This is a genomic window from Methylibium sp. (assembly GCF_013817365.1).
Taxonomy (GTDB): Bacteria; Pseudomonadota; Gammaproteobacteria; order Burkholderiales; family Burkholderiaceae_C; genus Methylibium.
The window spans coordinates 1-12,713 of record NZ_JACDCU010000065.1 but is presented as its reverse complement, the minus strand read 5'-3'; the positions used below and the strand labels follow the sequence as shown (position 1 = coordinate 12,713).

The window sequence follows — 12,713 nt, the reverse complement described above, 5'->3', positions numbered from 1 at the left end:
GTGGCCGTTCACCGTCTGCATGAAGTCGCCGATGTCGAGCATGGGCTCGCCGAAGAACTTGTCGCCGCCCTGCTCTTCGATCTGCATCAAGCCGCGCTGGATGGCGCCCACGCTCGCGGGGCTGATGTTCCCGTACTCGGTCTGGAACTGCTTGGCGTTGTCGCCCACGTACTGCAGCATCGACCTCAGGTCCTTGAGATCGAGCAAGAGCATGCCGTTGTCATCGGCGATCTTGAAGACCAGCGCCATCACGCCTTGCTGCGTGTCGTTGAGCGCGAGCATGCGGCCGAGCAGGAGCGGCCCCATGTCGGAGACGGTGGCGCGCACGGGATGACCCTGCTCGCCGAACACGTCCCACAAGGTAGCCGGGCAGGCGAAGGGCGTTGGAATCTCCAGGCCGCGTTCCTGCAGCACCTTGGCCATCTTCTCGCCCATGCTGCCGGTCAGTGCGATGCCCGTGAGGTCGCCCTTCACGTCGGCCAGGAAAACGGGCACGCCGATCTTGCTGAAGCCTTCGGCCAGTGCCTGCAGCGTGACCGTCTTGCCGGTGCCCGTGGCGCCGGTGATCAGGCCGTGGCGGTTGGCCAGCGCCGGTAGCAACGCGCAAGCGATATCCCCGTGCTGGGCGATCAGGAGCGGCTCGGTCATCGCGTTCTTCCGGGAGGCTAAGGGGGAGGGCGTCACACTAAAATCGCGCCAATCCTAAGCTTTCCGAAAGACAAGATGGCCGGGCATTCCAAGTGGGCCAACATCCAGCACCGCAAGGGCCGGCAGGACGAGAAGCGGGGCCGCATCTGGACCCGCATCATTCGCGAGATCGTCGTCGCAGCCCGCCAGGGCGGAGGCGATCTGGCCATGAACCCGCGTCTGCGCCTGGCGGTGGACAAGGCCAAGGCCGCCAACATGCCGGCCGACACCATCAAGAAAAACGTCGACAAGGCGACCGGCGCGCTCGAAGGCGTGAACTACGAAGAAGTGCGCTACGAGGGCTACGGCATCGGCGGCGCGGCGGTCATCGTCGACTGCATGACCGACAACCGCGTGCGCACCGTGGCCGAGGTGCGGCACGCGTTCAGCAAGTACGGCGGGAACCTCGGCACCGAGGGCTCGGTCGCCTTCCAGTTCAAGCACTGCGGGCAGTTCGTGTTCGCGCCCGGCACGCCGGAAGACAAGGTGATGGAAGCGGCGCTGGAGGCCGGTGCCGACGACGTGATCGCCGACGACGAAGGTGCGATCGAGGTGCTGAGCGATCCGCTGGCCTTCGAGCCGGTCAAGCAGGCGCTCGAGGCCGCGGGCTTCAAGCCCGAGGTGGCCGAGGTGACGATGCGCGCCGAGAACAGCATCGAGCTCTCCGGCGACGATGCCGCGCGCATGCAAAAGCTGCTCGACGTACTCGAGGATCTGGACGACACGCAGGCCGTGTTTCACAACGCCGAGTTGGCCGGTCTAGGAGCACTGCAATGAAAGTCCTGGTGATCGGTGGCGGTGGCCGCGAACACGCGCTGGCCTGGAAGATCGCCGCTTCGCCCAAGGTGCAGATGGTTTTCGTCGCGCCCGGCAATGGGGGGACTGCGAGCGACCTGCGGCTGAAGAACGTGCCCATCGAAGGCGTGCAGGCGCTGGCCGATTTCGCGCAGGCCGAGAAGGTGTCGCTCACCGTCGTGGGTCCGGAGGCGCCGCTGGCTGCGGGCGTGGTGGACCTGTTCCGCGCGCGCGGCCTGCGCATCTTCGGCCCGACCCAGGCGGCCGCACAGCTCGAGAGCTCGAAGGCTTTCTCGAAGGACTTCATGCAGCGCCACGGCATCCCGACCGCGCTGTACCAGACCTTCGCCGACGCGCAAGCCGCGCACGCGCACGTCGACAAGACCGGCGTGCCGATCGTGATCAAGGCCGACGGCCTGGCCGCCGGCAAGGGCGTCGTCGTGGCGGCCACTCCGGCCGAGGCGCATGCCGCGATCGACTGGATGCTCGGCACTGGTGACAGTGCGACGCCGCTGGAGGTGCAGCATCTTGCCTGCAGCGACGGCCGGGTGGTGCCGCGTGTCGTGATCGAGGAATTCCTGGAAGGCGAGGAGGCCAGCTTCATCGTCATCGCCGACGGCCGCAACGTGCTGCCGCTGGCGACCAGCCAGGACCACAAGCGCGCGTTCGATGGCGACACCGGCCCAAATACCGGCGGCATGGGCGCCTACTCGCCAGCGCCGGTGGTCACGCCCAACGTCCACGCGCGGGTGATGCACGAGATCATCCAGCCCACGCTCGACGGCATGGCCAAGGACGGTATTCCCTACACCGGGTTCCTCTACGCCGGCCTGATGATCGACGCGCAGGGCCGGCCCAAGGCGTTGGAGTTCAACTGCCGCATGGGCGACCCCGAAACGCAGCCCATCGTCATGCGGCTCAAGAGCGATCTGCTCGACGTGCTGGTGCATGCGGCCGATGGCACGCTGGGCGGGGTTGAGCTGCAATGGGATCGGCGCATCGCGCTGGGCGTGGTGATGGCGGCGGCCGGCTACCCGCACGCGCCGCGCAAGGGCGACGCCATCACGGGCCTGCCGGCGGTGAGCCCCGACGCGGCGGCCGAGGCGGTGGTCTTTCATGCCGGCACAACCAAGGAAGGCGGGCAGCTGCTGACCAGCGGCGGGCGCGTGCTGTGCGTCACTGCCCTGGGTGAATCGGTCAAGGTCGCGCAACAGCGCGCCTACGAAGCGCTGGCGCCGATCGCCTTCGACGGCATGCAGTTCCGGCGTGACATTGGCCACCGTGCGACCAAGGCGCGCTGAGGCTGACCGATCGCGCCTAGCCGACGCGGGGCCGCGCGGAGCGACGAGCCGGCTCCTGCATCGCCTGTCTGTCGCTGCACCACCGGCACACTGTGTGTTCGAAGGCTGCCTGCGATGAACGACGTTGCTGACGTACGCAACTACCTGCTGGGCCTGCAATCGCGCATCGTCGCCGCCCTTGAGGCCGAGGACGGCGGCCGCTTCCTGAGCGATGCCTGGCAGCGCGAACCCGGTGGCGCGCTCGAGGGCGATGGCCTTTCGCGTTTGATCGAAGGCGGTGCGCTGCTCGAGCGCGGCGGCTGCAGCTTCAGCCACGTCAAGGGCGCTGCGCTCCCGCCCTCCGCCACGCAGCACCGGCCAGAACTGGCCGGTGCGCCGTTCGAGGCGATGGGCGTCTCACTCGTGTTCCATCCACGCAACCCGTATGTGCCCACGGTGCACATGAACGTGCGCATGCTGGCCGCGCACAAGCCGCTCGCGGGCGGCGGTGTCGAGACGGTCAGCTGGTTCGGCGGCGGCCTGGACCTCACGCCGTACTACGGCTTCGAAGAAGATGCCGTTCACTTCCACACGACTTGTCGCGATGCGCTCGCACCCTTCGGCGCCGACAAGTACCCGCGCTTCAAGCAGTGGTGCGACGAGTACTTCTTTCTCAAGCACCGCAACGAGCCGCGCGGCATCGGAGGCATCTTCTACGACGACTTCGCCGAGGGCGGATTCGAGGCCGGCTTCGCCATGACCCGCGCCATCGGCGATTCGCTGCTCGCTGCCTACCTGCCGATCCTGCGCCGCCGCCGCGACATGCCGCATGGCGAGCGCGAGCGCGAGTTCCAGTGCTACCGCCGCGGCCGCTATGTCGAGTTCAACCTGGTGTGGGACCGCGGCACGCTGTTCGGCCTGCAATCGGGCGGGCGCACCGAAGCGATCCTGATGTCCATGCCGCCTGTGGTGAGCTGGCGCTACGACTGGAAGCCGGAGCCCGGGACGGCCGAGGCCCGGCTGTACAGCGACTTTCTCAGACCGAGGGAGTGGTGTTGATCGCCGCGACCCTCACCCCAACCCTCTCCCGCAAGCGGGAGAGGGAGCGGGATGCGAATGCGTCCTGCATTCAGGACGAGCGCCGAAGTGAGAGACGGTGCACACCCTCGCCTCGCGTGCGTGGAAAGGGCTGGGGTGAGGGGTGAGCGCACCCGCCCGCATCGGCCTCTTCGGCGGCAGCTTCGATCCGCCGCACCAGGCGCACCTCGCCCTGGCCCGCATTGCGCTCGACGAGCTCGCACTCGACGTGCTTCATTGGCTGCCGGCCGGCCGGCCCTGGCAAAAGCCGCACGAGCTCGCCGGCAGCGAGGACCGGGCCGCGATGGTCGCCGCCGCCATTCAAGACGAACCGCGCTTCGTGCTCGATCGCCGCGAGCTCGAGCGCAGCGGCCCGAGCTACACCGTGGACAGCGCCCGCGAACTGCGCGCCGAGCACCCGCAGGCCACGCTCTACCTGCTGATCGGGCAGGACCAGTACGAAGGCCTGCCGACGTGGCATGCCTGGCGGGAACTGCTTTTGCTGGTGACGCTGGGAGTGGCGGCGCGCGGCGGCGCTTCGGTCCGGCCGCCGGCCGCCTTGCAAGGCATGCCGCATCGGGCCGTGCCGGTGAGCATGCCGGCGATGCCGGTGTCGTCCACTGCGGTCCGCGCTCATCTGGCTGCCGGCGGCAGTGCGCAGGATTTCGTTCCCGCAGTGGTGCCGGCCGGAGTGGCACGCTATATTGATTCGCACCGGCTCTATCGCCAGGCCGGCACCTTTTTCTCAACACCGTGCGCGCCCGATGGCACGCCGCCCAGGAGCTGAATGGACATCCGAAAACTGCAGCGCGCCATCGTCGATGGCCTCGAGGACGTGAAGGCGAACGACATCGTCGTCTTCAACACCGAGCACCTCTCGGCCCTGTTCGAACGCGTGATCATCGCGTCGGGCACCAGCAACCGGCAAACCAAGGCGCTGGCAGCCAGCGTGCGCGACGCGGTGAAGGTCGGCGGTTTCCCGGTGCTGCGCACCGAGGGCGAGGAGAACGGCGAATGGATCATCGTCGACTGCGGCGCCGCGGTGGCGCACATCATGCAGCCCGACATCCGCCGCTACTACCACCTCGAAGAACTGTGGGGCGGCAAGTCGGTGAAGATGAAGCTGGGCGAGGCCACCAGGGGCTTGGTGAAGGCGGCCGAGCCCGAGGAGGACGATCCCGCGCCACGCTCAGGCAAGCGCGCGGGCAGCGGCGAGGCACGCACGGCCAGTACGCTTCAGCGTGGCGCAAGCCGGCCGGCCGCGGCGAAGAAGTCCGTGGCGAAGAAGCCTGCGGCCAAGAAGCCCGCGGCAAAGACAGCGGCCAGGACAACAGCAAAACCGGGCGGACGTACATCGGCGCCGGCCCGGCCCGCTGGCCGCTCGTCAGCCTCCGCGCCGGGTCGAGGCGGTCGTGCAGCGGCCGGTTCCGGCAAGGGCGGCGTGGCGCCAGCAGCGAACGCACCGGGAACCGTCCCGGCCTCGCGCAAGTCAGCCGGCGGCCGACCCGCTGCGAAGGTCGGTGCCAAGAAGACAGCGCGGCGCACATGAAGCTCGCGCTGGTCGCCGTCGGCCAGCGCCTGCCGGTCTGGGCCGAAAGTGCCTGCACCGATTACCTCAAGCGCTTTCCGCCCGAGTGGCGCGTCGAGATCAAGGCCGTCAAGGCCGAGCCGCGCACCCTCGGCAAACCGGTGGAGGCGCTCAAGGCGGCCGAAGCCCAGCGCCTCGACGCGGCCTGTTCGAAGGGGGCGCGCCGTGTGGTGCTCGACGAGCACGGCGCGCGCCTGAGCACCCATGCGCTGGCCGAGCGGCTGACCGCCTGGCAGCACGACGGCCGCGACGTGGCGCTGCTCATGGGCGGCCCCGATGGCCTGGACGCCGGCCTCAAGAGCAGCGCCAACGAGAGCCTGCGGCTGTCGGACCTGACGCTGCCGCACGCGCTGGCGCGCGTCGTCCTGCTCGAGGCGCTGTACCGGGCCTGGTCGCTCAACGCCGGGCACCCGTATCACCGGGAATGACAGGGTGAGCGGCGAACGCACGCTGCCCTGCGTGCGCGCTCCTGCTGACTTTCACCGAGCCTTCTGCCTTCCTTCATGCGCTTCCTTTATCTCGCTTCGCAAAGCCCCCGCCGCCGCCAGCTGCTCGAACAGATCGGCGTGCGCCATGAGTTGCTGCTGCCCGATGCGCACGAGGACACCGAGGCGCTGGAGAGGGTGCTGCCCGACGAGGCGCCGGACGACTACGTGCTGCGCGTGACCCTGGCCAAGCTGGCGGCAGCGCGCGCGCGGCTGCTCGCGCGAGGCTTGCCGGCCGCGCCGATCCTGTGTGCGGACACCACCGTGGCGCTCGGGCCGCGCATCTTCGGCAAGCCCGCCGACGACGAGGACGCGGCGCTCATGCTGCAGGCCCTCTCGGGCCAGACGCACCGCGTGCTCACCGCCGTGGCGGTGGCCGAGGCGCCGCATGCGGCGTTCGCGCCGCAGTGCGTGCTGCAGGTGTCCACCGTGCGCTTTCGGCCGCTCGGCTCCGACGAGATCGTGCGCTACGTGGCGAGCGGCGAATCGCAGGGCAAGGCAGGGGCGTATGCGATCCAGAGCCAGGCGGCGGCGTGGATCGAGCACATCGAAGGGAGCCACTCCGGGATCATGGGCCTGCCCTTGTTCGAGACGGCGGAGGTGTTGCGGGGGGTGGGCTGGAGCTTCTGATCGGAGGACTCTCGCGGCAGGTGTGGCGATGCAAGCCACCCGGGCAGCCTGAACGTCGCTGGCAGTCCGGCCACTTAACATGGCTCTATGCAAGACATCCTCATCAACTGGTCCCCTCAGGAAACCCGGGTGGCCATCGTCGAGAACGGCGCGGTGCAGGAGTTGCATATCGAGCGTACCTTGGAGCGCGGCTGGGTCGGCAATGTCTATTCGGGCCGCGTTGCCCGCGTCCTGCCCGGCATGCAGTCGGCCTTCATCGACATCGGCTTGGCCCGTGCCGCCTTCCTGCACGTGGCCGACCTGCACCGCGACGAGCCTGCGGGGCGCGACGCGGCGCCTGCGGTGCCGATCGAGCGTCAGGTGTTCGATGGGCAGACCCTGATGGTCCAGGTGATCAAGGACCCCATCGGCAGCAAGGGCGCGCGCCTGTCCACACAAATCAGCATCGCCGGGAGGCTGCTCGTCTTCCTACCGCAGGACGACCGCATCGGCATCAGCCAGAAGATCGGCTCGCAAGAGCTGCGCGAACGGCTGCGCGCGCGCATGCAGGTGCTGGCGGGTGAGGGCGGCGGCGGTTTCATCCTGCGCACCAATGCCGAGGAAGCGACGGATGTCGACCTCGAAGACGACATCGACTACCTGCGCAAGACCTGGAACGCGATCCGCGAGCGCGCCTTCAAGGCCGCTGCAGGCACGCTGCTGCACGAGGACTTGAGCCTCGTGCAGCGCGTGCTGCGTGACCTGACCAACGAACAGACCCAGGCGGTGCGCATCGACTCGCGACTGCAGTACGACGTGCTGCGCCGCTTCGGGGAGCAGTACACCCCCACGTCGGTGAAGAAACTCGAGCTCTACGCCGGCGAGCGGCCGGTCTTCGACCTGTTCGGCATCGACGAGGAGATCGAGCGCGCGCTCGCGCGCCGCGTCGAGCTCAAGAGCGGCGGCTACCTGATCATCGACCAGACCGAAGCGCTGACCACGGTGGACATCAACACCGGCGGTTACGTCGGCGCGCGCAATTTCGACGACACGGTCTTCAAGACCAACCTCGAGGCCGCCCAGGCGATCGCCCGGCAACTGCGCCTGCGCAACCTCGGCGGCATCATCATCATCGACTTCATCGACATGGTGCGCGAGGATCACCGTGACGCCGTGCTCGCCGAACTGCGCAAGCAGCTGTCCCGAGACCGCACCAAGATCACGGTGAGCGGCTTCACCCAGCTCGGGCTGGTGGAGATGACGCGCAAGCGCACCCGCGAGTCGCTGGCACACCTGTTGTGCGAACCCTGCCCGACCTGCCAGGGCAAGGGCCAGGTGAAGACGCCGCGCAGCGTGTGCTACGACATTTTGCGCGAGATCCTGCGCGAGGCGCGGCAGTTCAACCCGCGCGAGTTCCGCGTCATCGCCTCGGCGGCGGTGGTGGAGATGCTGCTCGACGAGGAGAGCGTGCATCTGGCCGGACTGTCCGACTTCATCGGCAAGCCGGTTTCGTTGCAGACCGAGCCGGGCTTGTCGCCCGAGAAGTACGACATCGTGCTGCTGTGACGGCAGGCGCGCGGGTGGGGTGAGGTGCCCTACACCGCGACACGACTTCCGCCCGCAGGCCCTCGCCTCTGCGATGGCGGCTGTTATCCTTGCGCCGCTCCGTCGTCTCTCGCCCCACTGATACTTCCGTTCACGATGCTACGGTCTAGCCTGCGGGGCCACCCGCCCTGCGGCTTGCGCGCGCGGCACGACCTCCCCCTCTGCACCGTTTGCACTGCCCGGACCCGATGAATCGTCGAGCCTTTTCCCCCCCGCTGGCTTCGCCCGTGCGTCGCAGCCTGATCGCGCTGCCTCTCGCCGCCGCCATGCCCGCTGCGCTGGCGCAGTTCCGGGTCGAGATTTCCGGCGTCGGTGCAACGCAGCTGCCGATCGCCGTGATCGCCTTCCGCGCGGAGCAGCAGGCACCGCAGCCGGTCGGCCGGATCGTGCGCGCCGACCTCGAGCGCAGTGGCGTGTTCCGGCCGCTCGACACCGCTGGCATCGCGCTGGACGAGACGGCCAAGCCGGAGCTCACGGAGTGGCGCGGCCGCGGCGCCGACGCGTTGGTGGCCGGCTCGGTCAGCCGTCTGGCCGATGGCCGCTTCGATGTGCGCTACCGCCTGTGGGACGTCGTCAAGGGTGTCGATCTCGGCGGACAGAGCTACGTGGTCAGCGCGGCCGACCTGCGCCTGGCCTCGCACCAGATCGCCGACGCCATCTACGAAAAACTCACCGGCGAAAAGGGTGTGTTCTCCACCCGCATTGCCTACGTCACCCGAAGCGGCAACTACACCCTGTGGGTCACCGATGCCGACGGTGAAGCCGGGCAATCGGCATTGGCCAGCCCCGAGCCGATCATCTCGCCGGCCTGGTCGCCGAACGGCAAGGAACTGGCCTACGTGTCCTTCGAAAGCCGCAAGGCCGTGGTCTACGTGCAGGAGGTCGCTTCCGGCAAGCGCCGCCCCGTGGCGAGCTTTCGTGGCTCCAACAGTGCGCCGGCCTGGTCGCCCGACGGCAGCCAGCTTGCGATGACGCTCAGCCGCGAAGGCGGCTCGCAGCTCTACGTGATGGGCCGCGATGGCCAGAACGTGCGGCGCCTGACCAACACCAGCGCCATCGACACCGAGGCGGCTTGGTCGGCCGATGGCAAGCAGCTTTATTTCGTTAGCGATCGCGGCGGCAGCCCCCAGATTTATCGCCTGCCTGTGGCCGGCGGCAACGCCGAGCGCGTCACCTTCGAAGGCGGCTACAACATCAGCCCCTCGCTCAGCCCGGACGGCCGGCAGATGGCCTACATCTCCCGCAGCGGCGGGTTCAAGGTCCACGTCATGGACCTCGGCACGGGCGGAGCCAGCCGTGCCGTCACCGACACCAATGACGACGAAAGCCCGAGCTTCGCGCCGAACGGCCGCCTCATCATCTACGCCACCCGGGAGGGCGGGCGCGATGTGCTCATGACGACCACCACCGACGGCAGGATCAAGGCGCGTCTCGTCGCAACCCAGGCCGATGTCCGTGAGCCGGTCTGGGGCCCCTACGGCCGCTGAGCCGAAATTCACACAACTCGATTCTTCTCAGGAGACCCCATGAAAGCATTCATCCCCCGCAGCACCTCGGCGCTGGCCATGCTCGCCGCGCTGGCGCTCGCCGGCTGTGCCTCGAGCGTGAAGCTCGACGAGCCGCCCGTCGAAAGCCGCACTCCCGGCGCTGCCGGCGGCGCCGGTGGCGCGGGAGCCGACGGCCGTGGCACGCCCCAGTCTCAAGTGGCCAACGTCGATCTGTCCAAACAGCAGGGCGACGCCGCCAACGCGTTGCCGAAGGTCGTTTACTTCGATTTCGACAGCTTCGTCGTCAAGGACGAGTTTCGACCGGTCGTCGAGTCGCATGCCAAGCTGTTGAGCGGCGATCGGGCCAGGCGCGTTGTCGTCGAGGGCCATACCGACGAGCGCGGCGGCCGCGAGTACAACTTGGCGCTGGGTCAAAAGCGCGCCGAGGCGGTCGCCAGGTCGATGACGCTGCTCGGTGCACAGACCACGCAGATCGAGGCCGTGAGCTACGGCGAGGAACGTCCGGCGGCGACCGGCAGCGACGAGACGGCCTGGGCCGAGAACCGCCGTGCCGAGTTGCGTGACCGCTGAGATGAAGGCCGCCGAGCTTACTTCGGTCGCTGCGTCTGCAGAGAACGCTCGACGCGACGGGAGCGGCCGGACGAGCACCCGAACGATGCTGGCAACCGCTCGCCCCCTGCACAAAGGCTGGCGGCTCGCGATCGCGGCAATGGCTTTGCTCGGCGCCGGTGCGGTGCAAGCGGCGCTGTTCAGCGACGACGAGGCCCGCCGCGCGATCCTCGACGTCCGTGAGCGCCTCAACCAGAGCGAGCAGGCGGGCCTCGCGCGCCAGGAACAACTGAACGAGCAGGTCCGGCAGCTGCAGCGCAGCCTGCTCGACCTCAACACCACGATCGAACAGCTGCGTGGCGAGCTGGCCCGGCTGCGCGGCAACGACGAACAGCTTCTGCGGGACGTGGCCGAGTTGCAGCGCCGGCAAAAAGACGTGCAGCAGGGCGTCGACGACCGGCTGCGCCGCATCGAGCCGCAGAAGGTGCAACTCGATGGCCGCGAATTCCTGGCCGAACCCGACGAGACGCGCCTGTACGGCGAAGCAGTCGGCGTGCTGCGCCAGGGCGATTTTGCCGGTGCAATCGAGGCGTTCAGCGCGTTCCAGCGGCGCTATCCGACCAGCGGCTACGGTCAGACGGCCCTGTACTGGCTGGCCAATGCGCAGTACGGCAAGCGCGACTACAAGGAGGCGATCGACTCGTTCCGCGCGCTGGTGTCGAGTGCGCCGCAGCACCCTCGTGCCCCCGAGGCGCTGCTGTCGATCGCCAACTGCCAGATCGAGCTGAAAGATCCGAAGAGCGCGCGCGCCACGCTCAACGACCTGATGAAGAACTACCCGGCCAGCGAAGCCGCACAGGCCGGACGCGAGCGGCTCGCATCGCTGAAGTGATGCCTTCGCCGTGAGCGTCGCGCCCGCGCTCGCGGTTTTTGCCGAAGCCGATCTCGAGCGACGCTTCGGCGGGCTACGGCGCTTGTACGGCGATGCCGGATACGAGCGCCTGCGCGCGGCGAGAGTGGCCGTGGTCGGCGTCGGTGGCGTCGGCTCCTGGGCAGCAGAGGCCCTGGCGCGCAGCGGCGTGGCGGGCCTGACGCTGATCGATCTGGACCATGTCGCCGAGTCCAACATCAACCGCCAGGTGCAGGCCCTCGAAACCACGCTCGGCCAGGCCAAGGTGCAGGCGCTGCGCGAACGCATCGCGCTGATCCATCCGGGCTGTGCGGTCGAAGCCGTGGAAGCGTTCGTCGAGCCCGAGGTCTGGCCGGGCCTGTTGCGCAAGCCGGTCGATGCGCTCATCGATGCCTGCGACCAGATGCGTGCCAAGACCGTGCTGGCCGATTGGGCTCGGTCGCAGCGGATTGCGTTCGTGAGCGTGGGCGCGGCGGGCGGAAAACGGCGCGCGCAGGACGTGGAGGTGCAGGACATTGCCGACGTCACGCACGACCCTCTTCTCGCTTCACTGCGACAGCGCCTGCGGCAACGACACGGCGTGCCGCGCAAGGGTGCCATCGGCCTGCGTTGCGTGTTCTCGCGCGAGCCGGTGCAGCGGCCGGATGGCGCTTGCGATGTCGAAGGCAGCCTCAACTGCAAAGGCTATGGCTCGGCGGTCAGTGTGACGGCCGTGTTCGGTCTGGTGGCTGCGGGCGAAGTCATCGAGCAGCTCTTGTCGGGCCGCGCCGAAGCTTGAGTCGGCTTGGCGAGTCGGGATAGAATGCGCTGCTTTGCGACGGGTTGTTAGCTCAGTCGGTAGAGCAGCGGACTTTTAATCCGTAGGTCGCGTGTTCGAGTCACGCACAACCCACCAAAAGTGCATGACGTGTTTGCGTTTACGGCGCACAGGTCTGACACCGTGAACCGGTTCACGGGCTCTTAGCTCAGTTGGTAGAGCAGCGGACTCTTAATCCGTAGGTCGAGTGTTCGAGTCACTCAGGGCCCACCAGAATATCTCGATAAATCAACGGCTTGCATCGTGCAAGCCGTTGGTCCGTCTGGAGCTCCGAGGGAGTTGTGACAAGTTGTCTATGCCCGCGCGGCGCAGTGCAGTGCCTTGTACCAAGCTGCCGCTCACCTGTTCGACGCGCTTGCCCTTGAACGTAAACACGATCTCTCGATGCTTCCCGATCTGCTTCTGCAAGATCGCCATGGCTTCGCCATTGAGCGGCACAGGAATAGCCTTCCTCGCCTTGGCGAAGGCGAGACCGGTGTGGTGCAGGTGATTGTGTGGAAGTCGCTGCGGGAGCGGTAGCGAAGGGAACTGCTGGGGTCGCAGCTGCTGGCGGTGTATGTGACGTGACAGCGGGATGGGGATGTCAGGAACCCGATCGCGGGGGCGGCTTGAGGACTTGACGCCGTTGCTGAGGAGGTTGGGGACGGTGTCGAGGATTCCTATTGACGCCATTGCCGCGCCAGGCACTCTGAGCGGGAGTGTCAGAAATTCTGTGTGTGAGGCGCTGTGAGACTTGTCCACGGCGGCGGGCGTCGCTTGCGACGAACGACCGACGCGGTGGGCAAGTCGGTGGTCGCATGTTA

14 protein-coding genes and 2 tRNA genes are annotated in these 12,713 nt (G+C 67.9%); 15 read left to right on the top strand and 1 reads right to left on the bottom strand.

The genetic code is table 11. The features are described 5' to 3' along the window. Positions 1-648 (bottom strand): helicase HerA-like domain-containing protein (locus H0W38_RS06480; protein ID WP_292452262.1); only part of this gene is annotated, 648 nt, incomplete at its 3' end. A 75-nt stretch (positions 649-723) separates the two neighbouring features. Between H0W38_RS06480 and H0W38_RS06475 the strand changes: the two genes are divergently transcribed. The 15 genes from H0W38_RS06475 (at position 724) to H0W38_RS06405 (ending at position 12,429) form a co-directional block, all read left to right on the top strand. After that, positions 724-1,464 carry a YebC/PmpR family DNA-binding transcriptional regulator gene (locus tag H0W38_RS06475; RefSeq protein ID WP_292452260.1) on the top strand — a complete coding sequence of 247 codons (741 nt, stop codon included), beginning with the start codon at positions 724-726 and terminating at the stop codon, positions 1,462-1,464. Then, entirely contained in the window at positions 1,461-2,783 is a 1,323-nt protein-coding gene (gene purD / locus H0W38_RS06470) for a phosphoribosylamine--glycine ligase (RefSeq protein WP_292452259.1), read from the top strand. The genes H0W38_RS06475 and purD overlap by 4 nt, the downstream gene beginning before the upstream one ends. Before the next feature lie 114 nt (positions 2,784-2,897). Beyond that, positions 2,898-3,821 carry an oxygen-dependent coproporphyrinogen oxidase gene (hemF, locus tag H0W38_RS06465; RefSeq protein ID WP_292452258.1) on the top strand — a complete coding sequence of 308 codons (924 nt, stop codon included), beginning with the start codon at positions 2,898-2,900 and terminating at the stop codon, positions 3,819-3,821. A 142-nt stretch (positions 3,822-3,963) separates the two neighbouring features. Continuing rightward, entirely contained in the window at positions 3,964-4,626 is a 663-nt protein-coding gene (gene nadD / locus H0W38_RS06460; RefSeq protein ID WP_292452256.1) for a nicotinate-nucleotide adenylyltransferase, read from the top strand. Next, entirely contained in the window at positions 4,627-5,388 is a 762-nt protein-coding gene (rsfS, locus tag H0W38_RS06455) for a ribosome silencing factor (protein ID WP_292452255.1), read from the top strand. It abuts the gene before it with no gap. Continuing rightward, positions 5,385-5,855 carry a 23S rRNA (pseudouridine(1915)-N(3))-methyltransferase RlmH gene (gene rlmH, locus H0W38_RS06450; protein WP_292452254.1) on the top strand — a complete coding sequence of 157 codons (471 nt, stop codon included), beginning with the start codon at positions 5,385-5,387 and terminating at the stop codon, positions 5,853-5,855. The genes rsfS and rlmH overlap by 4 nt, the downstream gene beginning before the upstream one ends. Positions 5,856-5,930: 75 nt before the next feature. Beyond that, complete coding sequence (locus H0W38_RS06445) at positions 5,931-6,542, top strand: nucleoside triphosphate pyrophosphatase (protein WP_292452253.1); 612 nt, start codon at positions 5,931-5,933, stop codon at positions 6,540-6,542. 87 nt (positions 6,543-6,629) lie between these two features. Continuing rightward, positions 6,630-8,087: a ribonuclease G gene (rng, locus tag H0W38_RS06440; protein ID WP_292452252.1), complete on the top strand. Its 1,458-nt coding sequence runs from the start codon at positions 6,630-6,632 to the stop codon at positions 8,085-8,087. 227 nt (positions 8,088-8,314) lie between these two features. Continuing rightward, complete coding sequence (tolB, locus tag H0W38_RS06435; RefSeq protein WP_292452251.1) at positions 8,315-9,613, top strand: Tol-Pal system beta propeller repeat protein TolB; 1,299 nt, start codon at positions 8,315-8,317, stop codon at positions 9,611-9,613. A 39-nt stretch (positions 9,614-9,652) separates the two neighbouring features. Next, entirely contained in the window at positions 9,653-10,204 is a 552-nt protein-coding gene (gene pal, locus H0W38_RS06430; protein ID WP_292452250.1) for a peptidoglycan-associated lipoprotein Pal, read from the top strand. Positions 10,205-10,289: 85 nt separating this feature from the next. Next, the gene (gene ybgF, locus H0W38_RS06425; protein WP_292452249.1) at positions 10,290-11,075 is read left to right on the top strand and encodes a tol-pal system protein YbgF; all 786 of its coding nucleotides are present in this window, start codon (positions 10,290-10,292) and stop codon (positions 11,073-11,075) included. A gap of 10 nt (positions 11,076-11,085) precedes the next feature. Then, positions 11,086-11,871: a tRNA threonylcarbamoyladenosine dehydratase gene (locus H0W38_RS06420; protein ID WP_292452248.1), complete on the top strand. Its 786-nt coding sequence runs from the start codon at positions 11,086-11,088 to the stop codon at positions 11,869-11,871. A 41-nt stretch (positions 11,872-11,912) separates the two neighbouring features. Next, a tRNA-Lys gene (locus H0W38_RS06415) sits at positions 11,913-11,988 on the top strand. A gap of 59 nt (positions 11,989-12,047) precedes the next feature. Next, positions 12,048-12,123: transfer RNA gene (locus H0W38_RS06410), tRNA-Lys, on the top strand. Between the two features lie 108 nt (positions 12,124-12,231). After that, positions 12,232-12,429 (top strand): hypothetical protein, encoded by a 198-nt coding sequence (locus tag H0W38_RS06405; RefSeq protein WP_292452247.1) that lies wholly within the window; start codon positions 12,232-12,234, stop codon positions 12,427-12,429. Positions 12,430-12,713 lie beyond the last annotated feature (284 nt).

Coding starts and splice junctions, on each gene's coding strand:
- H0W38_RS06475 (WP_292452260.1), top strand. CDS start 724: ATGGCCGGGCATTCCAAGTGGGCCAACATCCAGCACCGCAAGGGCCGG.
- purD (WP_292452259.1), top strand. CDS start 1,461: ATGAAAGTCCTGGTGATCGGTGGCGGTGGCCGCGAACACGCGCTGGCC.
- hemF (WP_292452258.1), top strand. CDS start 2,898: ATGAACGACGTTGCTGACGTACGCAACTACCTGCTGGGCCTGCAATCG.
- rsfS (WP_292452255.1), top strand. CDS start 4,627: ATGGACATCCGAAAACTGCAGCGCGCCATCGTCGATGGCCTCGAGGAC.
- rlmH (WP_292452254.1), top strand. CDS start 5,385: ATGAAGCTCGCGCTGGTCGCCGTCGGCCAGCGCCTGCCGGTCTGGGCC.
- H0W38_RS06445 (WP_292452253.1), top strand. CDS start 5,931: ATGCGCTTCCTTTATCTCGCTTCGCAAAGCCCCCGCCGCCGCCAGCTG.
- rng (WP_292452252.1), top strand. CDS start 6,630: ATGCAAGACATCCTCATCAACTGGTCCCCTCAGGAAACCCGGGTGGCC.
- tolB (WP_292452251.1), top strand. CDS start 8,315: ATGAATCGTCGAGCCTTTTCCCCCCCGCTGGCTTCGCCCGTGCGTCGC.
- pal (WP_292452250.1), top strand. CDS start 9,653: ATGAAAGCATTCATCCCCCGCAGCACCTCGGCGCTGGCCATGCTCGCC.
- ybgF (WP_292452249.1), top strand. CDS start 10,290: ATGCTGGCAACCGCTCGCCCCCTGCACAAAGGCTGGCGGCTCGCGATC.